This window comes from Nocardioides sp. JS614, assembly GCF_000015265.1.
Lineage (GTDB): Bacteria > Actinomycetota > Actinomycetes > Propionibacteriales > Nocardioidaceae > Nocardioides.
In genome coordinates, this window is sequence record NC_008699.1 from 845,629 (window position 1) to 867,465 (window position 21,837).

Sequence of the window (21,837 nt, forward strand, 5' to 3'; positions counted from 1 at the left end):
GGCACCGGTGGTTCTCGTCGAGGATCCGGCGCCTGGCGTCCGAACGATCACCTTGAACCGCCCGGAGCGGCTCAACGCCCTCTCGTACGAGCTCTTCCAGGAGCTGGAGGAGGCCCTGCTCGCGTCGGATCGGGACCCCCGTGTACGGGTCGTCGTGGTCACCGGCGCCGGAAGGGCGTTCTGTGCTGGCCTCGATCTCGGCGACGGTTTCGACGCCCCGGAGCAGGCAGTCGCCGGTCGCACAGTGGGAGGGATGGACGCCCAAGAACGCATCGCGCGCGTGCTGACCACGCCGCAGCGGATGCGGACGCCGGTCATCGCAGCGATCAACGGGCCGGCGGCAGGCGGCGGCCTCGCCCTCGCCCTTGCCTGCGACGTGCGGGTCGCGTCGGCCACGGCCAGCTGCAATGTCGCCTTCGTGAAGGTGGGTCTGTCGGGATGTGACTGCGGGGTCAGCTACCTGCTGCCGCGGGCAGTCGGCAGCAGTGTTGCCTTCGAGCTGATGCTCACGGGTCGATCGGTGGACTCCGAGGAAGCGCTGAGAATCGGCCTGGTCTCCCGGATCACCGCAGAGGAGCAACTGATCCCGGCGGCGCTCGAGACGGCGGCGCTGATCGTAAACAACAGCCCCTTCGGAGTGCAGATGACCAAGCGGGTGATGTGGCAGGCCCTGGACGCTCCGAGCCTGGACGCGGCCATCGAGCTCGAGAACCGCACGCAGATCCTCTGCACCCTGACCGAGGATCAGCCCGAGGCGGTCGCTGCCTTCCGTGAGAAGCGGCCGCCTCGGTTCGGGCGCCGCTAAGCGATGAGACGACGGAGGACGAAGACATGGATTTCACGATGACAGCGGCGGAACTGCGATTTCGTGACGAGTTGCGCGGGTGGCTCGCGGTGAACCCGCCAGGAGTGGCGCCGATGGGCGACGAGGCATCCTTCGACTTCCGGCGAGCGTGGCAGCGGCGGATGTACGAGAGCGGCTGGGTCGGCATCCACTGGCCCCGGGAGTACGGCGGCCGAGGAGCAAACCCGGTGGAGCTGGCGATCTTCAACGAGGAGCTCGGACGTTCAGGCGCGCCACGCTTCGCGAACACGATCGCCATCGAGATGGGCGGTCCGACGATCATCACACACGGCACGCCCGCCCAGAAGGAGCGGCTCCTGGAGCCGATCCTGTCGGCCGAGGAGATCTGGTGCCAGGCGTTCTCGGAACCAGGAGCTGGTTCGGACCTCGCTTCCCTGCGCACCCGAGCCGATCGCGTGCCCGGCGGCTTCCGGGTCACCGGGCAGAAGGTCTGGACCTCCCTGGCACGCCAGGCGAGCTGGTGCATGATGCTGGCGCGCACGGATCCCGACAGCCAGGGACACCGCGGCCTCACGTACTTCCTGATGGACATGCAGCAGGACGAGATCGAACCCCGGCCGATCGTGCAGGCAACCGGCGAGAGCGAGTTCAACGAGCTGTTCCTCGACGGCGCTTACGTGAGCGACGACCAGGTCGTGGGTGAGGTGGGCAAGGGCTGGCGGGTGGCCATCACCACCCTGATGAATGAACGAGCCGGCCTCGCGCTCGCTGCCCAGGTCGACGTCCGACGGGCGCTCGACGAGGCGAAGCGCCAGGTTGTGCTGTCGGGGCGCATGGACGATCCTCTCGTCCTGGATCGGCTGGCGGATCTCCATGTGAGGGCGGAGGGGCTCCGTCTGCAGACGTACCGGGGGCTGAGTGATATCGAGCGCACGGGCGCCCCGGGCCCCAGCGGATCGCTGGCCAAGTTGCAGTGGGCCGCTGTGAACCAGGCGGTGGCCGAGTTCACGATCGACCTCCTGGGACCGGCTGCTGTCGGCGCTGACTCCCCGGAGATGTACCGCTACCTGCGTTCGCGCGCCAACTCGATCGAGGGTGGCACCACCGAGGTCCTCAAGGACATCGTCGCCGAGCGCGTCCTGAGCCTGCCGAGGTCCCGATGAGATTCGACCTGACTCCCGACCAGTCGACCGTGGTCGCAACCCTGCGAGGGTTTCTCGGGGACCAGTTGAGCGACGCGCGCCGACGCTCGCGCATCGATGGACGGACCGTCGACATCGAGCTCTGGGAGCGGCTGTGCGGGCTGGGATTCGCAGGCATCGGCCTCGATCCGACTGACGACGACGCAGGGCTCCTGGAGCTCGGCCTCGTGGCCGAGGAGCTCGGGGCTGCGCTGGCTCCGGTGCCGTTCCTGCCCAACGCAGGGGCAGCACTCCTGGTGGTTCACGCTGGCTCTTCGGGGCAGCGTGATCGTTTGCTGCCCGGCCTGCTCGACGGCGACGCCCCAGGGATGTTCGCCGTTGCTCCTGACGGTCTGGTGATCGACTCGGGGACCGAGTCCGGGCCACTGGTCGTCGTCGACGACGGACAGGCGTACCTCGCCGGAGAGCGGGCTCGGCGCAAGCAGTTCGAGACCATCGATCTCCTGCGGCGGTACTCCCGGCTGGAGTCCGCCGACGTGGGCGAGAAGCTCCCCGGCGACCCGGCAACGGCGATTGACATGATCGAGGTCCTCATCTCGGCCGAACTCACCGGGGTTGCCCAGCGGGCGCTGGACCTGGCCGTGGCCTACGCCCGGGAACGCGAGCAGTTCGGCCGCAAGATCGGCACCTTCCAGGGCGTCTCGCACCGTTGTGCGGAGATGCTCCTCGAGGTCGAGACCGCCCGCTCCACGTGGTGGTACGCCGCGTGGACCGCTCGGGCGGCGCCAGAGGAGCTCCCGCTGGCGGCGTCGACGGCGAAGGTTGCTGCCGTGTCGGCCGCCTTGTCGGCGACCACGGGCGCGCTCCAGGTACACGGTGGCATCGGGTTCACCTGGGAGCACGAGATCCACCTGTTGCTGCGTCGTGCCCGGACCATGAGCCAGATCCTGGGGGACGCCCGGGGCCATCGGGCCCGGATCGCGCGGTTGATCGGCAGTGCCACACCGCCCGAGCTCGATGCCCCACAGGAGGCCGGCGTATGAATGAGCTGATCCATCTGATGCGCACCACTGGGAGCCCCCGGTACTTCACCGACGAGGACGTGTCCGACGAGGTCATTCTCCAGGCGATCGAAGCCGCGCGCTTCGCTCCGTCGGGCGGGAACAGGCAGCCGGTCCGGTGGATCGTCGTCCGCGACGGGCAGATCAGGCGCGCCCTCGCCGAGCTCTACCTACCCCTGTGGCAGCGGGACATGGCGGCGTTCCTCAGCGGCGAGATGCGCAGTGGAGCGGCGACGTTGGGCCCCGCGGTACGAGCCGCCAACGACTTCGCGGAGTCCTTCGGGAACGTCCCGGTGATCCTGGTCGCTTGCGTCGTGGAGGCCGACCTGCACGTCCACATGAAGGACTCGGCGGGTCATCCCAACTTCCTTGGCGGCTCTTCGGTTTACACGTTCGTCCAGAACGCATGCCTCGCGCTCCGCTCGCTCGGCGTCGGTGCCACCATCACCACGCTGATCTGCGAACGCGAGGCCGAGGCAGCACAGCTGCTCGGCATTCCCGACGGGATGCGCTCTGCCTGCCACATCGCAGTGGGCTACCCAGCAGGGGGTTTTCCGACCACCCTCACGCGCCTGGACGTCGAAGCGCTGGTCTCGTACGACCGGTACTCCGACGCCCCGCCACCTGACTTGTGACCGATCTAACTCTGAGGGGTTGACGTACGTCACAGCGCGAGGCTAGATTCCACGCACCCTAACGAACGTTCGGTTCCCACGAGATGAGGAAGATCACATGAGAAGCAAGAAGTGGCTCGCGTCGACAGCCGTCACCCTCGTCGTCTCCCTCGCGCTCGTGGCGTGCGGCTCGGGCGATTCGGAGGACTCGAGCACCGGCTCGGGGAGCAACGGTGACTCGGCGGCGCTCGTCGCCTCGGCTGAGCAGTTGGTCGAACGCGCCCAGCAGGGCCTGACCTACTCGTCGACAGACACCCCCGACACTCCTGACCAGATCGAGACCTACGGCGACTGGCGCGGCCCGACGGACGCACCCGAGATCAAGAAGGGTGCCAACGTCCAGGTGATCGTGTGCACCAAGCAGGCCGTCGCCTGCATGGAGGGCGCTCAGGGCGTTGTCGACGCGGGGAAGGCCCTGGGCTGGAAGGTCGAGGTCATCGACGGCGGCGGAACTCCCGAAGGCAATGCCAAGGCCTTCGACACCGCCTTCAGTCGCAACCCCGACGCCATCGTGGGTATCGCCGTTCCTGCGCTGGCCGTTGGAGACAAGCTCGAGGAGGCCAGGGCGCGCGGGATCATCACCTCGGTGACCGGGGACATCCCGCCGACCGGGGGGGAGACCGCCTACGACTCGATCGTGTCCTTCCGGATGACGCTGATGATGTCGACGATCGGCTTCGCCGAGATCGCTCGCACCGACGGCAAGGCCAACTCGATCGTCGTGACGGACAGCGGCACGCCGTCTCTTGTCGAGGCAATGGGCCAGTACAAGAAGGTTCTCGACACCTGCAGCGGCTGCGACTACACCGACGTCTCGTGGACCATCTCGGACGCGGTCGACCCGACCAAGGTGACCTCGATCGTCACGGGTGCGATCTCGCAGAACCCCAACGCGACCTCGATCGTCGTTCCGTACGCGATCGGCCTGCCGGCGGTCATCCAGGCGGTCGCCTCGGCCGGGAAGGCCGACCAGATCAAGGTGATCACCAAGGACGCCGACGCCGTGGGCCTGCAAGCCGTCGCCGAGGACCAGGTCATCTATAACAGCGGGGCTTCGGCGACGTGGGCCGGCTGGGCCGTGGCAGACCAGCTGGTCAGGGGGCTGGCCGGCGCGCCCTACCTCGATGTCGACGAGATCGGACTCGGGCTGATGTTCTTCATCAAGGACAACGTGCCGAGCGACGGCAAGATCGACAGCGCCGAGGGAATGATCGACTACGCCTCCTTCTACAAGAAGGCGTGGGGTCTGAGCTGACGTGGACCCCATCGTCAAGTTCCCCGACTCGCCTTCTGCAGCCCTCGAGGTCTCTGGGGTCGAGAAGGTGTACGGCGGCAATGTCGCCCTGGCCGGCGTAAGCCTCTCCGTCGGCCAGGGCGAGATCCACGGGCTCCTCGGTGCCAACGGTGCCGGCAAGTCGACTCTCGTCAAGATCATCTCGGGAATCGAGCCGCAGGACGCGGGCACCGTCTCGATCCTCGGCGCCCAGCTCCCGCTGCCGCACCATCCATCCGCCGTACGAGAACTGGGCTGCGCACTCATCCACCAGGATCGCGCTCTGGCTCCCGACCTCTCTATCGCAGACAACATCGCGCTGACAGTCGGCTATACGCGGAGGTGGGGGCTGATCGACAACCGGGCAACGACGCTTCGCGCGCGTGAGGCGACTGCTCGCGTCGGCTTGAGCGTCGACGTGTCTACCTTGGTCAGCGACCTGCCGATCGCCGAGCAGACACTTGTCGCCATCGCTCGCGCGCTGGCTGTCGATGCCCGGCTGGTGCTTCTCGACGAGCCTACGGCGAACCTCGGTCGTGAGGACGCGCACCTCCTCTACGGACGACTGCGTGCCCTGGCCGACGACGGCGTCGCCTGTGTTCTGATCACTCACGCGCTTAGTGAGGCGCTGGAGGTCTGCGACCGGGTCACCGTTCTCCGGGACGGTGAGGTGGTCGCCTCCCAACCGGCGTCCGAGTTGAGTCCTGACCAGCTTGCCACCCTCGTGGTCGGGCACCGACCCGCTCATCACGTGTCGGAGCGTCGCAAGCGCAGTGGTTCCGCAGCGGAGACGCCGCGGTTGTCACTCGCCGGCCTCACCCACGACCGTTTCGGGCCGCTCACTCTGGATGCCTTCCCTGGGGAGGTCATCGGCATCACCGGGTTGGCGGATTCGGGGCACCTCCAGGTCTGCGAGGTGGTGGCTGGCCTGGCGCGCGCGAGCGCCGGCACCATGCGGGTCGACGGGACGGAGTACGCGCCCAGCGGCGTCGCGCACGCGCGAGGTCGTCACATCGCCTACGTGCCGCCGGATCGACTTCGTGACGGCCTCGCCTCCTCGATGTCGGCCAGAGAGAACCTGTACCTCGACGGGCGGTCCCCGAAGCGTGAACGATCCGAGTCGCAGCGCATCATGCGCGACGCGAAGGTGAAGCCGGCTGACCCCGAGGCGCACATCTCCACCTTCAGCGGGGGCAACCAGCAGAAGGTGCTGATCGCGAAGTGGATGGAGACCGAACCCTCCCTGCTCGTCCTCTCCGAGCCGACCGTCGGCGTGGACATCGGGGCGCGCGACGACATTTATTCACGAATCCACCAGTCCTGTGCCGAGGGCAGGACCGTTCTGGTGGCCAGCTCGGACCTGGAGGAGATCTCCCTTCTCAGCGATCGCGTCATCGTCCTGCGCTACGGGCAGGTCGTCGCGGAGCTGGAGTCCGAGGAAGCCACAGTCGAACGCCTTGCCGCACTTAGTAGCTAGACGGAGCGAACGAGATGAACACGAAGCAGCGCCAGAACGCCGGAAGCATCGTTGAGTTCCTCAGCAAGTTCGCGCTGGTGGTCGTCCTGATCGCACTGGCGCTGACCTTCTCACTGATGCGACCGGAGTCGTTCGGCACGGTCGACAACTTCAAGGCAATCGCGGACAACTACGCCGTGGTGCTCCTGCTCGCCTGCGCCGCGACGCTGCCACTGATCGTCGGTCAGTTCGACCTTTCGTTCGGCAGTCTGTTCGCGTTCGTGCAGATGATCGTCGTCGGAAACGTCATCAACAAGGGGTGGAGCGTGCCGTCCGCCCTGCTCGTCGCGTTCATGGCGGCGACCTTGGTCGGCCTGATCAACGGCGTGGCCGTGGCCAAGTTCAAGATCTCGTCCTTCATCGCCACGCTCGCGTCGGGCAGCATCCTCACCGGACTCTCGCTGGCGTACTCGAAGGGCGAGTCTGTCTTCGGCGCGGCGCCCGACTCGCTGACCAGGATCGCACGCTCGGAGTTCCTCGGCATGCGGCTACCGATCTGGTACAGCGTCGTCGTCGTCATCGTCCTGGCCATCGTCCTGCACCGCACCCCCGTGGGTCGGCGGATGTACGCCACCGGCTCCAATGAGCGCGCCGCCCTGCTGACCGGGATCCCTGCGCGGCGCTACGTCATGGCCACCTTCGTGCTGGCTGCCTGGCTCGCTGCCGCCGCCGGCGTCGTGATCGGATCGCGGATCGGAGCAGCCACTCCCGACAGCGGCAGCACGATGCTCATCCCGGCCTTCGCGGGTGCGTTCTTGGGGTCAACCGCATTCACCGGGGGCCGCTTCAACATTCCGGGCACCGTGGTCGCCGTGCTCGTGGTCGGGATCACCGTCACCGGTCTCCAGCAGCTCGGTGCGGCGCTGTGGGTCGAGCCGGTCTTCAACGGCATCGTGTTGTTCGCGGCGGTGGGCCTGTCTGCCTGGATGTCGCGGCTGCGTGCCGCACGGGCGCGCAAGGCTCGACTGCGCGAGCTCAGCGAGCACCGTCAGGCGGAGGAAGGCAGGGCCGAGGGGTACGACGAGATCACGGTTTGAGCAACCGGTCCACGACGAGAGCGCTGTAGTGATCCGCCACTCGTTCGATGGTCGCCGAGCCGCCGGGTCGGAACCAGTCGTTGATGGACAGGCACATGCCGATGATCGCGCGCGAGTCGAGCTTCGCGTCGGTGAGGGCGAACTCGCCGGCCGCGGCGCCCTCGTTGAGGACGTTCTCGACGCCGCGCTGGAATCGACGGAGGTCCTGCTGGATCATCTCGTACACGTCGGGGATGGTGTTGGCGAGCTCCCGCGAGTCGCGCAGTCCGACCTGGCGCTCGAGCCGGTGCTCCCAGTAGTAGATGATCATCGCTCGCAGCACTCGCTCGAGCCGCTCACGGGGGGAACCGTCGCCTTCGAGGATGGGCACGTGGGCGGCGATGAAGGCGTGGTTGCCCTCGGCGGCGATCGCGGCGAGCAGGTGCTGCTTGGACGGGAAATGGTGGTACAGGCTCGAGCTCTGGATCCCCACGGCATCGGCGATCGACCGCATGCCGACGGCGTGGTAGCCGTGCTCGGCGAAGAGGCGGGTCGCCTCGGTGATGATCGCTTCCCTTCGGGGGACCTCGGCGACCTGGGCGGAGCGTGCCACGTGACCTTTCCTTCCCGGCAAGCCTGGCAGACTGTCGAACGTTCGGAAGGATACTCTCATGACCGGTGATCTTCTGCGGCTCGGCCTCGGGGTCACGGCCGCGCCTGATGTCGTCCAGGCTGCGCGACGCGCGGAAGATCTCGGGTTCGGGTATGTCAGTTGCGGGGAGCATCTCTTCTTCCATGGCGCCGTGCCAAACGCATTCGTCGCTCTAGCAGCGGCGGCGGCCGTGACCGACCGGATCGAACTGCTCAGCTCGATCACGATCCTGCCGCTCTACCCCGCAGCGATGGCGGCGAAGCTCGCGGCGATGGTGGACGTGGTCTCGGCCGGGCGGTTCAACCTCGGAGTGGGCGCCGGCGGCGAGTTCGCTCGGGAGTTCGATGCGGTCGGCGTTCCCGTCGCCCAGCGTGGGGCGCGCACCGACGAGGGGCTCGAGGTGCTCCGGCTCCTCTTCACGGGCGAGGAGGTGCACTTCCAAGGCACGTGGAGCAGTCTCGACGCACTGGCGCTGAACCCGCCGCCCTGTCGCCGGGGTGGGCCACCCTTGTGGATCGCCGGCCGGGGCGACGTAGCGACTCGGCGAGCCGCCCGGTGGGGCGATGTATGGATGCCGCACCTGTGCACACCGGGACAGCTCGCCCGCGGCATGTCCCTGGTGCGCGAACGCACTGAGGAGTTCGGGCGGCGCCCTGACGATGTCACCGGCGCGGTCTTCGCTTTCGTCACCACCTATCCCGACGGGGACGCCGCACGACGGACGGCGATCGACTGGGTGGGCAACAACTACAAGCAGGACTTCAGCGAGCTCGGCCACCTGCTCGTAGCGGGTACCCCGACGGAGTGTGCGGATCGGCTGCGCGAGTACCAGGCGGCCGGCGCCGCCTCGGTACAGCTGACTATCGCTGCACCCCAAGAGGATGCTGACGTGATGCTCGACCGCATCGCGCACGAGATCCTCCCGCAGTTCGCCCCGTCGCCCTAGGCCCGGGCCGGTCATGCCCCAGGTCAGCGACCGCGGAACACGGGGGCGCGCTTCTCCAGGAATGCCCTGATGCCCTCGTGCGCGTCCTCGGAGGCATTGGTGTCCAGGGTGACCGCGAACTGTGCCTCCCACGCCTCGGCTGACTCGGCGTCGTCGATGCGACGACTCATGATCGTCTTGCTTCCGTTGACGGCGAGTTGCCCCGCTGCGGCGATCGAGGCGGCGACGGCAAGTCCCATGCCGAGCGGGTCGCCGGGATCGGCCAGCCGTGACACCAGGCCTAGCTCGTGGGCACGGATGCCGGAGATCGGTTGACCGGTGAGGGCCATGTCGAGGGCCACGTTGTACGGGAGTCGATGGGGCAGTCGGAGCAGGGCGCCACCGGAGGGAACCAGGCCGCGGGCCACCTCCGGAATTCCGAGCCTGGCGTCCGGCGTGGCGACCATCAGGTCACAAGCAAGCGCGAGTTCGAGACCGCCTCCGACGGCGAATCCGTCGATCGCGGCGACCAGCGGCTTCCGGGTCGAGTGCCGTACCAGGCGGGCGAGCGCAGCGGCGGCCTCTTCCGGTGGGCGCGCGCTGAAGGCCCGTAGGTCCATGCCCGCGCAGAACGTGCCACCCGCGCCGTGCAGGACGGCGACGCGGAGGGCGTCGCTCTGGTCGAGCCGAGCCATGGCCTCCGCGACGCCGAGCGAGAGCTCCTCGTTGATCGCGTTGCGCATGTTCGGCCGGTTCAGGGTGACGACCAGCACGCCGTCCCGCTGGGACGTCAGCACCGCTTCCTCGGTCATGAGATGGCCCCCACTTCGCGCAAGCAGGCGATGCGTTCGGGGGAGTAGCCGATCTCGGCCAGAACCGTGTCGGTGTCTGCCCCGTACGCCGGCGGCAGAGCTGGGTCGGCAGGTGTGGTGACGCTGAACCGGGGAGCGGGGGCCGGTTGCTGGCCACCCCGCGGAGCCGGGAGGAAAGAGCCGCGCGCCCTCGCGTGCGCAGTCAGGGGGACCTCGTCCAGGCCGAGCACCGGCGTGACGCACGTGTCGCTACCGGACAACAGCCTCAGCCACTCGTCCCTGTCTCGGCTGGCAAATGCGGTCCGCAGCTTCGCCTCGAGCGCCGGCCACATCTCGCGGTCGAGCCCCAACTCGCCCGGTTCGATGGTCAGTTCCATCAGGCTCATCATCCGCTCGCGGAACTGCGGTTCGATGGGCGCGACCGCGAGCCACGATCCATCCCTGCACTGGTACACGGTGTTGAAGGGCGAGCCGTCGTTGAGGATGTTGCTCGCTCGGCGGTCGATCCAGCTGCCTTTGCTGTAAGCGTCCCAGAACATCGTCATGAGCAGATTGGTGCCGTCGAACATGGCGGCATCGACGACCTGGCCCTCGCCCGTGGTGCGAGCATGGGTGACGGCGGCCAGGAGTCCGACGGCGAGCAGCATCGCCCCGCCACCGAAGTCGCCGACGAGGTTCAACGGCGGCGCGGGGCGGTCGTGGCCAATGAGGTTCAACACCCCGGTCATTGAGATGTAGTTGAGATCGTGCCCAGCTCGCCGGGCCAGTGGGCCGTGCTGGCCCCAGCCCGTCATGCGCCCGTACACGACTCGAGGGTTCACGGCCAGGCAGGCCTCGGGTCCGACGCCCAGCCGTTCTGCCACGCCGGGCCGCATGCCCTCGAAGATGATGTCTGCCTCGCGCACGAGGTCCAGCACCATGTCCGCCGACCCAGGACTCTTCAGATCGGCCACGAGCGACCTGCGGTTGCGGCGCAACATCCCGTTGTCGACCAGGGCTGCCTCAGGCCCAGCTGGGAGCGGCCTCTCGATGACGACCACGTCGGCTCCCAGGTCCCCGAGGAGCATGCCGCAGAAAGGTCCAGGGCCGATTCCTGCAAGCTCGATCACGCGCATCCCGGCCAACGGTCCAGCCATCGATCCCTCCTCCGTGCAACGCGATCCTTGTCAGGCTAACGAACGTTCGTTAACATCGCCACTGTGACCCACGCCACCAACTCGGACCAGGCCCGGACGTCCGCCGAGGTCGCCGCGGAGCTCAAGCTCGGCGCCTTCGTCCTCCGGCCTCCCGACGCTACCGAAGCGATCCGTCGCTTCCGGGTCGCGGAGTGGGAGGGCTACGACGCGGCATTCGCCACGCAGGTCAACGGCGCAGACTCGATGGCCTTGATGGCTGCGGCCTCCGTGCTGACTCGGGACATCGAGATCGGCGTCGGGGTCTCGCCGATCTACCTGCGTACGCCGACCTCGATGGCACAGTCCGCAGCGACACTCTGGGACCTGTCGGGGGGCCGGATCAAGCTCGGACTGGGTTCGGGTCACCGCCTGGTCATGCAGCGGTGGTACGGCGCCGCGATGGAGCGGCCGGTCGCCGAGATGCGCGAGTATGTCGCGATCATGCGCGGAGTGCTGGACGGCGAGCCGTTGAAGAAGGCGGACAGGTGGGCCTCGGACATGCCGCTGGTCGGGATCGCCACCGCACCGGAGATGCCCCTTCTCATCGGCGCGCTCTCGCCTGCGATGCTCCGTCTCGCCGGCGAGGTTGCCCAGGGAGTCATGGTCTGGCTCGCCACGCCGGGATACTTCGAGGAAACGGTGATCCCGCACGTCCGCGAAGGTCGTGCGCGGATCGGCAAGACCCTGGAGGGTTTCGACGTGGTGGCGTCGATCCCGGTCGCCGTGACCGACGATCCGGAGTCCGTTCGACGGCTGTACGTCCGGCAGATTGCCCACAACCTCCGACTGCCGTTCTACCGGGCGATCCTCGAACGGCACGGGTACCTGGACGACCTCGCACTGATCAACGAGGTCGATGCCTATGAAGACCTCGAGAATCCGATGCCGGAGTCGGCGATGGACAGTCTCGCGTCCGGAGCCCTGGTCCGAGACATCGCGGCGATCGGTGACGGGTTCGCAGTGGTGGAGAAGCTGGCCGAATACCGGCGAGCCGGGGTCACGTACGCCGGGATCAACCCGGTCCGAATCAGTGACTACGACGCCAGCCTGGCCGCCGTCGCGCGTGCCTTGGGGCGCCCGCCCCGCACGGCGGCCGAGGATCGTTGACCCCGCATCAGCGGGCTGCACCTGACTCACTCCCGAGAAAGCGAGTGGCGATGACGTCCTCGGTCACCCCCCATCAGATCCGTCGGGCGCTCACGCGCGCGGAGCGCGGCGCCTCCCTCGACATGGACGAGGCCACCGCGCTGCTCGCGGCGAGTGGGGACGACCTCGACAGGCTGACGGCTGCGGCGGCGAGAGTACGTGACGCGGGACTGATGGCCGCCGGTCGACCCGGCGTGGTCACCTACTCCCCCAAGGTGTTCATCCCGGTCACCCGGCTCTGCCGCGACCGCTGTCACTACTGCACGTTCGTCGAAACACCCGCTCAGGGCGCGCGGGACGGGCGGTCGCCCTACCTCACGCCCGACGAGATTCTGGAGATCGCTCGCCAAGGCGCCCGGCTCGGCTGCCTCGAAGCGCTGTTCACCCTCGGTGACCGACCCGAAGACCGGTGGCCCGAGGCGCGGGACTGGCTCGACGAGCAGGGCTACGACTCGACGCTTGCCTATGTCCGCGCGATGTCCGTCTTGGTGCTGGAGGAAACCGGCCTGCTGCCGCACCTGAACCCGGGCGTGATGTCGTGGGAGGAGCTCAACCTGCTCAGGCCGGTGTCCGCATCGATGGGGATGATGCTGGAGACCACGTCGCGGCGGCTCTTCGAGTCACCCGGGCTCGCCCACTACGGTTCGCCCGACAAGGATCCCAAGGTGCGCCTCCGGGTCCTCGAGGACGCCGGGCGCCACGGCATCCCCTTCACGACCGGTGTGCTCGTCGGGATCGGCGAGACCCTCGAAGAGCGGGCCCAGACGATCTTCGCCATTCGCACGACGTCGCGTGCCTATGGGGCGATCCAGGAGGTGATCGTCCAGAACTTCCGCGCCAAGCCGGGCACGGTGATGCGCCACGTCGACGACCTCGGACTCGACGAGTACCGCGCCGCCATCGCCGTCACCCGTCTCGTGCTAGGCCCGCGGGCGCGGATCCAGGCGCCTCCCAACCTGGTCGACAGCTCTGCCGGCTCCAAGGAGTGCCGCCTGCTCCTCGGAGCGGGTGTCGACGACTGGGGTGGGGTCTCCCCGCTCACGCCCGACCACGTCAACCCCGAGCGGCCCTGGCCCTCGCTCGAGCGGCTGCGCGTCCTCACCGAGGCGAGCGGCTTCGAGCTGAAAGCCCGCCTGACGGTGCATCCCGAATACGTCAGAGGCTCCCTCGAGCGGGGCCAGGCGTGGCTCGACCCGCGGATCGTCGGCCACGTCGCCGCGTTGGCCGGGCCAGATGGACTGGCTGTCCCCGGGATCCGTCCCACCGGCCTGCCGTGGCAGGAACCCGACGGTGGCTTCTCCTCGGCGGGCCGCACAGACCTCCACGCCGCCGTCGACACCGAGGGTCGGTCGGCCGACCGGCGCAGCGACTTCGACACTGTGTACGGCGACTGGGAGGCGGTTCGTGTGGCCGCCAGTCGCACGAACACCCCCGCCGCGCTCCATGCGGCGGGCGGTGAAGCACTGCGTGCGGCGGAAAGGGATCCCGGCAACCTCTCCGACGAGCATGCGCTGGCGCTGATGACGGCCGAGGGCGATCTACTGGCCCAGGTGGTGAAGCTCGCCGACGAGCTGCGCCGGGAGACCGTCGGCGACGACGTCACCTACGTCGTCAACCGCAACATCAACTTCACGAACGTCTGCTACGTCGGATGTCGCTTCTGCGCCTTCGCGCAGCGCAAGACCGACGCCGACGCCTACCAGCTCTCCTACGACGAGGTCGCCGACCGCGCCCAGGAAGCCTGGGACCTCGGCGCCACCGAGGTGTGCATGCAAGGCGGCATCGACCCGGAGCTTCCGGCGTCCGCGTACTTCGACATCGCAGCCGCGGTCACGCAGCAGGTGCCCGACATGCACGTGCACGCCTTCTCCCCGATGGAGGTCGTCAACGGCACCGCCCGGACGGGAATGTCCATCGAAGACTTCCTCATCAAGGCCCGCGAAGCCGGGCTCGGCTCGCTGCCAGGCACGGCCGCTGAGATCCTCGACGACGAGGTCCGCTGGGTGCTGACCAAGGGCAAGCTTCCCACGTCCACCTGGATCGAGATCATCTCCACCGCGCACCGGATCGGGATCCCGACCACCTCAACCATGATGTACGGCCACGTCGACAACCCACGCCACTGGGTGCGGCACCTCAACGTCCTCAAGACCATCCAGGACGAGACAGGTGGCTTCACCGAGTTCGTCCCGCTGCCGTTCGTGCACACATCTGCGCCGATCTACCTCGCCGGCGTCGCCCGTCCCGGCCCCACTCACCGCGACAATCTGGCCGTGCACGCGATGGCCCGGATCCTTCTGCACGGCCGCATCGACAACATCCAGACCTCCTGGGTCAAGCTCGGCGTCGACGGCACCCGCGCGATGCTCCGAGCCGGTGCCAACGACCTCGGTGGGACGCTGATGGAAGAGACGATCTCGCGGATGGCCGGCTCCGAGCACGGGTCTGCCAAGACCGTCCCCGAGCTGGTCGAGATCGGTGCTGGCATCGAGCGTCCCGTCCGTGAGCGGACCACCCTCTACGACCGAGTCGCCTCGTGAGAGCAGCCGCCGACCCCCTGCAGGACGTGCGGCTGCTGCTTCCGGTCAAGCGGCTATCCACGGCCAAGTCGCGTCTGTCCTCGGATGCCGCAACGCGCCGCGCCACCGCCGAGTGGCTCTTCCGCCGCACGCTGGACGTCGCGACGTCCCTGCTCGCTCCCCATCAGGTGGTGGTGCTGACCGCCGACGAACACGTGACGCGCCATTCGATCCGGCTCGGCATCGAGGTCCTGCACGACAGCGGCCCCGACCTGAACTCCGCCCTGCAGGCAGGGATGTACGCACTTGGGCAGCAACACGCCCGGGCGCGCATCGTGGTTCTTGTCGCGGACCTTCCTCGCCTGGAGTCCGACGACCTGCGCGCCGCGCTTCTCGACGCGGCAAGGTCGTCGGTCCCGCGCCACGTGCCCGACCACCACGGCACGGGGACGACACTGGTGTCCGTGCCTCCCGGGCTCCGGCTACCCATGGTCTTCGGCGAGGACTCGGCGCTCCACTTCGCACGGCTGGGATCGGTACCCATCGAAGGTGCTGCGCGCGGCATCCGCACGGACCTCGACACTCCGGCGGACCCGTTCCAGCTCCGCCTCGTTCACACCAGAGAGGCACGATGAAGACATACACGATCGCCGTGATCGGCGGCACCGGCCCGCAGGGGAAGGGGTTGGGCTACCGATTCGCGCGTCACGGTCACGACATCATCCTTGGATCCCGGCTCGCCGAGAGAGCCGAGGCCGCCGCCGCCCAAGTGGCGGGGCGTCTGGCGTCGGTCACCGGCGCGGGGGCCGTCCGCGGAGCTACCAACGCCGACGCCGTCACCGCCGCGGAGGTCGTCCTCCTCGCCGTGCCCTACGACGGCCATGACGCGCTCGTAGCCTCCTTGGCTACCACGGGAGGGCTCGCCAGCAAGACGGTCATCTCCTGCGTGAACCCGCTCGTCTTCGACGAACGCGGTGTCCGTGGCCGGGTCATCGGCAACGGCGAGGGTTCGGCAGCGGAGTCCTGCGCCGAGATCGCTCCCGAGGCAACAGTCGTCGGCGCATTCCACAACGTCGCCGCCCCCATGCTCTGGGGCGAGGAGGAGTTCCTCGACGAAGACGTCATCGTCGTCGGAGACTCGACAGAGGGCAAGAAGGTCGCAATGGAGCTGGCCGTGTCGGTGACCGGCCGACCGGGGGTCGATGGCGGCAAGCTACGCCTGGCGCGGGTCCTGGAGCCATTCACCGCGGTGCTGATCTCCATCAACCGCAAGTACAAGACCCACTCCGGAATCCGGGTCACCGGGCTCAACGGGTCGTGACCGCCATGCCTTGAACGCCGCGAGGAGGTCGTGGTGTCGGGCGATACGTGTCCAGTCAGAGATCGCCGGGGTGACCGCAGACCCGCAGCGCGATCTCTCCGTAGTAGTTGCCGATCTCGTCCGGCGAGCGAGCTCCGCCCGGGCGGAACCAGCGGGCGACGTCGATCCCGAGCGACAGGAGCGCGAGACTGGTCATCTTGACGTCGTCGATGCGGAAGATGCCCGCATCCACGCCGTCGGTGATGGCACCTTGGAACATCGCCTCGATGGCACCGCGGATCGCGGCGATCTGCTCGGCGTGCTCCGGAAGGAGTGCCGCGAACTCGTACTGCAGCACGCGCGCCTGCACATGCGATCGGGCGTGCCAGGCCGTGTAGTCGGCGACGAGTCCTCGCAGTCGGGCGGCAGGCGGCTCGGGGCGGCCCAATGCCGTTTCCACCACACGGCGGATCTCGCGGTGGCCGTGAAGCGACAGCTGGAAGAGCAGTTCCTCCTTGGTGCGGTAGTGGACGTAGACCGCGGCCGGACTCATCGCCGCGGCCTCGGCGATGTCACGTGTGCTCGTCCCGTGGAAGCCCTGTGTCGCGAAGGCCGACAGGGCCGCGTCGAGGAGCCGCAGTCTGGCGCGCTCGCCGCGAGCGTTAGCGCGTGGGGTCGGCGATCCGGATGTCCGTGTCGTCGAAATCATGGGCCGTTCGTACCGATCTCTTGACGGCGAGCTGGTTCGTCATGTTATCTAAGCTCGGAAGTTTCTAAGCGAGCGCTTAGAAACCAAAACGGTAGCAGCGCGAGGAGACGGAGTGCTGGGCTCGATCTACGACTCGGAGCACGAATCGTTCCGGGGGTCGGTGCGGCAGTTCCTGGCACGGGAGGTGTGGCCACACGCCGACGCTCATCGCATCGCGGGAGGGTTCCCTCGCGAACTGTGGCTTGAGGCCGGACGGCAGGGCTATCTCGGGCTATGCGTCCCCGAGTCCTACGGTGGCGCGGACGCCGATGACTACCGCTTCAACGCCGTGCTCATCGAGGAGCTCGCGCGGGTCAACATGGCACTCGCCTCGTCGCTGAGCATCCACTTCGATGTGGTCGCGCCGTACCTGGTGGAGTTGACGACGCCCGAACAGCGCCAGCGGTGGTTGCCGGGGTTCGTCACCGGCGAGCTTGTCACAGCGATCGGGATGACCGAGCCGTCAGTCGGCTCCGACCTGGCAGCCCTGCGCACGACGGCGGAACCGTGCTCCGAGGGGTGGCGCCTGAACGGCAGCAAGACCTTCATCACCAACGGCTCCTCCGCGGACCTCGTCGTGGTCGCGGCGCGAACGACTCCCGGCAGCCGCTCGCGCGGCATCTCCCTATTCGCGGTGGAGGCTGACCGGCGCGGCTTCAGCAGAGGCCGCAAGCTGGACAAGGTCGGGCAGCCTGAGGCGGACACGGCCGAGCTCTTCTTCGAGGACCTCGTCCTCCCGGCGGAGAACCTGATCGGCACGCTTGATCGGGGCTTCCAGCACATGATGGGCGGCCTGACGCAGGAGCGGATCGGCGCCGCGACCTCCAACATCGCCCACGCTGCGCAGATCCTGGACGAGACGCTCGGCTACGTGCGCGAGCGCCGGGCCTTCGGGTCGCCGATCGGCAGCTTCCAGCACAACAAGTTCCTGCTCGCCGAACTCGCAACCCGCGTCGAGGTGACGCAGACCTTCGTCCATCAGTGCGTGCTGGCCCATAGTCGCGGTGAGCTCACGCCCGTCGACGCCGCCAAGGCCAAGTGGTGGAGCGCCGACGTGCAGAACGACGTGGTCGACCACTGCGTTCAGCTGCACGGCGGCTACGGCTTCATGAACGAGCAGCGAGTGGCGCGGGCCTGGCAGGACGCGCGGGTGACCAAGATCTGGGCCGGTTCCAACGAGATCATGAAGGAGTTGATCGGCCGTGACCTGGGCCTGTGAGCGGATCGCCGGGGCTCGGGAGAACGTGCGATGAGGGGACGGTTCAAGGGACGCATCGCGCTGGTCACGGGCGCGAGCCGAGGCATCGGGCTTGCGATCGCGAGCCGGATCGTCGACGAGAGCGGGCGGGTCTGCATCACCGGACGCAACGCCTTTGACCTCGCCGACGCCGTCGAGTCCTTGGGGGGAGTGGTCGAGCCATCGGCGTGGCCGGACGTGCCGACGACGTGGAGCACCAGGTGGCGACGACGGCCCACGTGGTCGAGGAGTTCGGCCGCCTCGACGTCCTCGTCAACAACACGGGCGTGAATCTCGCAGCCGGACCGCTGCTCGAGGCGGAAGCCCGGGGCGCGGGAAAGACCTTCGCGATCAACGTCCTAGCTGCACTTGGGTGGGTCCGTGCCGCTCGGGTCGCGGGACTGGGAGAGGGTGGAACTGTCGTCAACATCGCCTCCGTCGCCGGCCTCCGGCCCGCAGGCGGGATCGGGCTGTACGGCGCGCCCAAGGCCGCGCTGCTCCACCTCACTGGCCAGCTCGCCCACGAGTTGGCGCCGGCGATCCGTGTGAATGCCGTCGCTCCCGCCGTCGTGCGCACCCGCTTCGCTGATCCGCTCTTCGAGGGCAAGGAGGAGAGCGTCGCAGCCAGGTATCCGCTGGGTCGCCTAGGTGATCCCGCGGACGTCGCTGCCGCTGTCGCCTTCCTGGCCGCCGACAATGCCGCCCGGACGGCTGGCCAGGTGCTCCCTGGACGGCGTCCTGACGCTGAGCGGCGGTGCGTGAGTCGATGACGGTAGGAGGACAGACAATCATGGTGATCCGAATTCTCCGCGAGTCCGCGGACGGCGAGCGTCGCGTTGCTGCGACTTCCAGCGCGGTCACCCGCCTCATCGGGCTGGGGTACGACGTGATGGTCGACCCGATGGCCTCGGGGTGCGCAGGCGTCCAGAACCCGCTCTTCTTCGGCCCCAACAGTTCGATGCTCTTCCGTGACGCCAAGCAGCGCGTCGACGAACTGGTGCAGGAGCTGTGACCAACCTGTCCGCGCGCCAGATCGCGCGCCAGAGGGCTCTCCGGGCGTGGCTCGCTGCGGCCGGCTGGCCTCGCCCGGACTGCGACGGACAAACCGTGAGCGAGTTCGAGTCCCAGTTCATCGGGGCCGGCTGGCTGGAGATCGGGACGCCCGAAGGGCTCGGCGGACGCGGAGGAGGCTTGCTCGCCCTGGCCCTCACGGCCGAGGAGCTCAGCCGGGCGACCGCCCCATCCGGTGCGTGGCTCTCGACCGTGCTCGCCGTCGACGCCGTCGCTCGACACGAGGTGCTCGACCGTGCCCTGTTGGGGGAAGGTGCGGCGTGGTTGATTCCCGCATTTGGCGCCAGGGGGGGCGCGACCCTGGAGATCTCCGCCGCCGGTGACCTCACTGGTTGCCTGCCGGGCGTGCTCGCCGGCGACACCGCTCGCTGGCTCGTTGCACCGGTGCGCTGCGCCCACGGCCCCCAGCTCCGGCTGGTCGACGCCACGGATGCGAGGGTCTGCAGCCGGGCGTACGACCTGCTCGACCCGTCGCGCACCCTCGCTCATCTGAGCCTCGACCGGGTGCCCAGCGAGCCGCTCGACGGCCCCGCCGTCGCCTTGCTTGCTGCCACTGCAGCTCGGGCGAATGTCTTGCTGGCCGCCGACGTCCTTGGCGCGGTCGAACGGTTGGTCGAGGTCGCAGCTGGCCACGGTCATGGTGTCCCGCGGGCCGTCCGCGCCAGCCTGGACGTCCTCCGTGGTGCCGTCCACCGAACCGCCCACGCGATCGACTCCAGGGCAGGTCGCGCGACGTGCTCGATGCCGCGCGTCGTGCCTCCCGTCGCCGATCTGGCGCAGTGGGCCAACACGGCCGGAGGCCTAGTGGCCGCGGCGGTCGCCACGATGAGCCGTGGGCAGCGGTCGACACTGAGGCAGCCACTCGAACGGGTACGACTCGATGTTCATCTGGCGGACGGACTGGTCGGCAACGTACCAGAACACGACAGACATCTCGTACGTCCTCGTCGTCGGCAGGTAGTATGCCGACCCCAGGGAGCGAGGCCGGAGTGAAGCCGCTCGAGGACATCAAGCTCGTGGACTTCGGCGCTTTGGGAGACCCTGTCGTCGGCGGCTGGTGAGCACTCCATCCGGGGAGGAGCGATATCTATAGCAGGGAGGTCGCAGCGCTGCTGACTCACGAGGTCGGCTGACGGCGAAGGCAAGGGGGGAACTCGCCGTGTCGGACGGCTCGACGGGCAAGGTGAGCCGGTGTGACTGCGTTGAGGTCACCATGTCTGGGCGTGCATGGATGGCGGTCATCGCGCGGGGTGATCGGCTACGCGGCCGCGACGCGGAATCGGTAGCTGGTGACCTCGTCGTGCACGAGGAAGGTGTCGATGCCGTCGCGTGACCAGTGCAGGATCGGGACCCTGGTCGGTGATGTGGGTGGCGAGTTGGCCGACGAGGTGGGCCGGCAGGCCCAGGGTGCGGGGCTCGTTGTCCTTGGGGTCGTCACCACTTACGAACACACTCTCGTACGCCAGCTCGCTGAAGATCTTCCTGACACACACGTCCGATACATCAACCGTTCGGAGATCCCACCTGGCATCGCGTTGGCGGAGCGCTACAAGGAGAAGATGTCAGCCGTCGGCTCACTGAGCTCCGTGGACGAATCTGCCATCGACGACCTGCTCGGACCCCGGCCGTAGGTATACGAGGGTTTGCCCGGGGATGTCATGGGTGATTCGCAGCGCCACCGAAGGAGACCGACCCGCGCTACGCCGGTTCGAATGCGACTCTGGCGCCGACTGCCCTTCATGTGGTCCGACGGATGGAAACGAACACCAGCGCGAAGTCCAGGAATATCTGCGCCAGACTGCTCTCAATGCGGCGGCGCATGAAGCGCCGCACAACGATCACTCCTTACTTCTGCTCACGGACCCAACTGGAGGCCTTGCCGGAGCCATCGCCTACAAGCGAACTGAGTTCATGGTGCATGGCGAGGAGGTCGATGCCTTGAAGCTCGTGGTCGCTGGTCTCCGTGTCGACCTACACGGTTGTGAGGTTGCCGGTGACCGTCTTTCGTCGCACCTCATCGCTGCTGCGATTCGCGGACTCCCGAACCTCCACCGCGGCTGGTGACTGCTCGAGTGGCCATCTGCAACGTCCAGTCACGATCGTTCGTCAGCCGACACGGCTTGGTGCTGAAACTGACCCAGATCGACCCCCGGTACGTTGATCTCGTGGGGAGATCCGAGGGCGTGATTGGCACTTTGCCGGCCCGGTTGGATGAGTCGTTGCCCGGCTAGTTCCGATACGCCTGTGATCTCAGAGCATGTCCAGGCGGTTCGTCCCGGCGTACCGAAATGTCAGCAGCAATGAACTCCGAAGGCCACCGAGTTCATTCGAGGTGATGAGGTAGCGTTGACAGCCCCAAGATCTCAGATCCGTTGCAGGGCTGCAGATTGAGCGGCTTGGTTCAAGAGAGACCGAGATCCATCGAGGACTCTTCAGGGCTCGTCCTTCAGAGAAGGTCAGGGGTTCGAATCCCCTCAGCTCCACACGAGAAGGGCCGGTCTCAGCGCATCACGCTGAGACCAGCCCTTCGAGCGTGTGGACCGCGCCGACTCGACGATCGCCGTCCACGACGGGCGGCATACCGCCCGCCCCCTGCGCGGGTGATCGCCCGTGCTCGTCAACAAGTGCGCCGACGCGCCCGTCCTGGCCGTGATCCGGTCAGACGCCCGGCGTCAAGCCTCGGCGGGTACCGCCTCGCCGCGGTCGGCGACCGCCTGGACCGGCTCGGCCATCTGCACCGCGACCCTGCGCTTCGGGTCGACCTG

21 protein-coding genes and 1 pseudogene are annotated in these 21,837 nt (G+C 67.9%); 18 read left to right on the top strand and 4 right to left on the bottom strand.

Translation table 11 applies throughout. From position 1 onward, the window contains the following. Positions 1 to 7: 7 nt before the first annotated feature. The 7 genes from NOCA_RS05485 to NOCA_RS05515 all read left to right on the top strand — a co-directional run bounded on the left by NOCA_RS05485 (position 8) and on the right by NOCA_RS05515 (position 7,508). The gene (locus NOCA_RS05485; RefSeq protein ID WP_011754276.1) at positions 8 to 805 is read left to right on the top strand and encodes an enoyl-CoA hydratase/isomerase family protein; all 798 of its coding nucleotides are present in this window, start codon (positions 8 to 10) and stop codon (positions 803 to 805) included. 26 nt (positions 806 to 831) lie between these two features. Next, complete coding sequence (locus tag NOCA_RS05490; protein WP_011754277.1) at positions 832 to 1,968, top strand: acyl-CoA dehydrogenase family protein; 1,137 nt, start codon at positions 832 to 834, stop codon at positions 1,966 to 1,968. Next, positions 1,965 to 2,990, top strand: a complete 1,026-nt coding sequence (locus NOCA_RS05495) for an acyl-CoA dehydrogenase family protein (RefSeq protein ID WP_011754278.1) — start codon at positions 1,965 to 1,967, stop codon at positions 2,988 to 2,990. Before NOCA_RS05490 ends, NOCA_RS05495 begins: the two co-directional genes overlap by 4 nt. A gap of 17 nt (positions 2,991 to 3,007) precedes the next feature. Next, a complete protein-coding gene (locus NOCA_RS05500; protein WP_274378282.1) occupies positions 3,008 to 3,643 on the top strand; it encodes a nitroreductase family protein in 636 nt (211 codons plus the stop codon). A 97-nt stretch (positions 3,644 to 3,740) separates the two neighbouring features. Then, a complete protein-coding gene (locus tag NOCA_RS05505) occupies positions 3,741 to 4,937 on the top strand; it encodes a sugar ABC transporter substrate-binding protein (protein ID WP_011754280.1) in 1,197 nt (398 codons plus the stop codon). Position 4,938: 1 nt separating this feature from the next. Further along, positions 4,939 to 6,432 (top strand): sugar ABC transporter ATP-binding protein, encoded by a 1,494-nt coding sequence (locus NOCA_RS05510; RefSeq protein WP_011754281.1) that lies wholly within the window; start codon positions 4,939 to 4,941, stop codon positions 6,430 to 6,432. Positions 6,433 to 6,446: 14 nt separating this feature from the next. Then, a complete protein-coding gene (locus NOCA_RS05515) occupies positions 6,447 to 7,508 on the top strand; it encodes an ABC transporter permease (RefSeq protein ID WP_011754282.1) in 1,062 nt (353 codons plus the stop codon). On the opposite strand, the gene NOCA_RS05520 is transcribed toward NOCA_RS05515, so the two are convergent. Further along, positions 7,498 to 8,100, bottom strand: coding sequence for a TetR/AcrR family transcriptional regulator (locus tag NOCA_RS05520; protein WP_011754283.1), 603 nt, complete (start codon positions 8,098 to 8,100; stop codon positions 7,498 to 7,500). The two genes, NOCA_RS05515 and NOCA_RS05520, sit on opposite strands and share 11 nt — an antisense overlap. Positions 8,101 to 8,158: 58 nt before the next feature. Here NOCA_RS05520 and NOCA_RS05525 point away from each other — a divergent pair, with 58 nt between their 5' ends. Then, positions 8,159 to 9,085 carry an LLM class flavin-dependent oxidoreductase gene (locus NOCA_RS05525; RefSeq protein WP_011754284.1) on the top strand — a complete coding sequence of 309 codons (927 nt, stop codon included), beginning with the start codon at positions 8,159 to 8,161 and terminating at the stop codon, positions 9,083 to 9,085. A 23-nt stretch (positions 9,086 to 9,108) separates the two neighbouring features. Here the strand turns inward: NOCA_RS05525 and NOCA_RS05530 are convergent, their stop codons facing one another. Both NOCA_RS05530 and NOCA_RS05535 read right to left on the bottom strand, forming a co-directional pair. Beyond that, entirely contained in the window at positions 9,109 to 9,876 is a 768-nt protein-coding gene (locus NOCA_RS05530; protein WP_011754285.1) for a crotonase/enoyl-CoA hydratase family protein, read from the bottom strand. Next, complete coding sequence (locus tag NOCA_RS05535; protein WP_011754286.1) at positions 9,873 to 11,012, bottom strand: CaiB/BaiF CoA transferase family protein; 1,140 nt, start codon at positions 11,010 to 11,012, stop codon at positions 9,873 to 9,875. The genes NOCA_RS05530 and NOCA_RS05535 overlap by 4 nt, the downstream gene beginning before the upstream one ends. Positions 11,013 to 11,075: 63 nt before the next feature. Here NOCA_RS05535 and NOCA_RS05540 point away from each other — a divergent pair, with 63 nt between their 5' ends. From NOCA_RS05540 to npdG, 4 genes are read left to right on the top strand one after another with little or no spacing between them, the layout of a single operon-like run. After that, a complete protein-coding gene (locus NOCA_RS05540) occupies positions 11,076 to 12,158 on the top strand; it encodes an LLM class flavin-dependent oxidoreductase (protein WP_011754287.1) in 1,083 nt (360 codons plus the stop codon). A gap of 50 nt (positions 12,159 to 12,208) precedes the next feature. After that, positions 12,209 to 14,737 (top strand): bifunctional FO biosynthesis protein CofGH, encoded by a 2,529-nt coding sequence (locus NOCA_RS05545; RefSeq protein ID WP_011754288.1) that lies wholly within the window; start codon positions 12,209 to 12,211, stop codon positions 14,735 to 14,737. Continuing rightward, positions 14,734 to 15,351, top strand: a complete 618-nt coding sequence (gene cofC, locus NOCA_RS05550; protein ID WP_011754289.1) for a 2-phospho-L-lactate guanylyltransferase — start codon at positions 14,734 to 14,736, stop codon at positions 15,349 to 15,351. Before NOCA_RS05545 ends, cofC begins: the two co-directional genes overlap by 4 nt. A 17-nt stretch (positions 15,352 to 15,368) precedes the next feature. Then, a complete protein-coding gene (npdG, locus tag NOCA_RS05555; RefSeq protein WP_238383421.1) occupies positions 15,369 to 16,037 on the top strand; it encodes an NADPH-dependent F420 reductase in 669 nt (222 codons plus the stop codon). A gap of 55 nt (positions 16,038 to 16,092) precedes the next feature. Here npdG and NOCA_RS05560 read toward each other — a convergent pair whose 3' ends face one another. After that, the gene (locus NOCA_RS05560; protein ID WP_238383479.1) at positions 16,093 to 16,722 is read right to left on the bottom strand and encodes a TetR/AcrR family transcriptional regulator; all 630 of its coding nucleotides are present in this window, start codon (positions 16,720 to 16,722) and stop codon (positions 16,093 to 16,095) included. 115 nt (positions 16,723 to 16,837) lie between these two features. On the opposite strand from NOCA_RS05560, the gene NOCA_RS05565 reads away from it, so the two are divergent. The 6 genes and pseudogenes from NOCA_RS05565 to NOCA_RS26975 all read left to right on the top strand — a co-directional run bounded on the left by NOCA_RS05565 (position 16,838) and on the right by NOCA_RS26975 (position 21,136). After that, positions 16,838 to 17,983, top strand: a complete 1,146-nt coding sequence (locus NOCA_RS05565) for an acyl-CoA dehydrogenase family protein (protein WP_011754292.1) — start codon at positions 16,838 to 16,840, stop codon at positions 17,981 to 17,983. A 30-nt stretch (positions 17,984 to 18,013) separates the two neighbouring features. Beyond that, positions 18,014 to 18,771: pseudogene (locus tag NOCA_RS05570) on the top strand (SDR family oxidoreductase). Between the two features lie 20 nt (positions 18,772 to 18,791). Continuing rightward, the gene (locus NOCA_RS05575; RefSeq protein ID WP_011754293.1) at positions 18,792 to 19,013 is read left to right on the top strand and encodes an NAD(P)(+) transhydrogenase (Re/Si-specific) subunit beta; all 222 of its coding nucleotides are present in this window, start codon (positions 18,792 to 18,794) and stop codon (positions 19,011 to 19,013) included. A gap of 95 nt (positions 19,014 to 19,108) precedes the next feature. Beyond that, positions 19,109 to 20,065: an acyl-CoA dehydrogenase family protein gene (locus NOCA_RS25490; protein WP_158305629.1), complete on the top strand. Its 957-nt coding sequence runs from the start codon at positions 19,109 to 19,111 to the stop codon at positions 20,063 to 20,065. Positions 20,066 to 20,391: 326 nt separating this feature from the next. Continuing rightward, positions 20,392 to 20,703, top strand: coding sequence for a hypothetical protein (locus NOCA_RS05585; protein WP_041546239.1), 312 nt, complete (start codon positions 20,392 to 20,394; stop codon positions 20,701 to 20,703). 31 nt (positions 20,704 to 20,734) lie between these two features. Continuing rightward, positions 20,735 to 21,136, top strand: a complete 402-nt coding sequence (locus NOCA_RS26975) for a hypothetical protein (RefSeq protein ID WP_140403807.1) — start codon at positions 20,735 to 20,737, stop codon at positions 21,134 to 21,136. Positions 21,137 to 21,837 lie beyond the last annotated feature (701 nt).

Bases quoted from the DNA above. Each gene is read 5' to 3' on its own strand.
- NOCA_RS05575 (WP_011754293.1), top strand. From the start codon at position 18,792: ATGGTGATCCGAATTCTCCGCGAGTCCGCGGACGGCGAGCGTCGCGTT.
- NOCA_RS05530 (WP_011754285.1), bottom strand. From the start codon at position 9,876: ATGACCGAGGAAGCGGTGCTGACGTCCCAGCGGGACGGCGTGCTGGTC.
- NOCA_RS05515 (WP_011754282.1), top strand. From the start codon at position 6,447: ATGAACACGAAGCAGCGCCAGAACGCCGGAAGCATCGTTGAGTTCCTC.
- NOCA_RS05490 (WP_011754277.1), top strand. From the start codon at position 832: ATGGATTTCACGATGACAGCGGCGGAACTGCGATTTCGTGACGAGTTG.
- NOCA_RS05525 (WP_011754284.1), top strand. From the start codon at position 8,159: ATGACCGGTGATCTTCTGCGGCTCGGCCTCGGGGTCACGGCCGCGCCT.
- NOCA_RS05545 (WP_011754288.1), top strand. From the start codon at position 12,209: ATGACGTCCTCGGTCACCCCCCATCAGATCCGTCGGGCGCTCACGCGC.
- NOCA_RS05585 (WP_041546239.1), top strand. From the start codon at position 20,392: ATGCCGTCGCGTGACCAGTGCAGGATCGGGACCCTGGTCGGTGATGTG.
- NOCA_RS05500 (WP_274378282.1), top strand. From the start codon at position 3,008: ATGCGCACCACTGGGAGCCCCCGGTACTTCACCGACGAGGACGTGTCC.
- NOCA_RS05495 (WP_011754278.1), top strand. From the start codon at position 1,965: ATGAGATTCGACCTGACTCCCGACCAGTCGACCGTGGTCGCAACCCTG.
- NOCA_RS05505 (WP_011754280.1), top strand. From the start codon at position 3,741: ATGAGAAGCAAGAAGTGGCTCGCGTCGACAGCCGTCACCCTCGTCGTC.
- NOCA_RS05535 (WP_011754286.1), bottom strand. From the start codon at position 11,012: ATGGCTGGACCGTTGGCCGGGATGCGCGTGATCGAGCTTGCAGGAATC.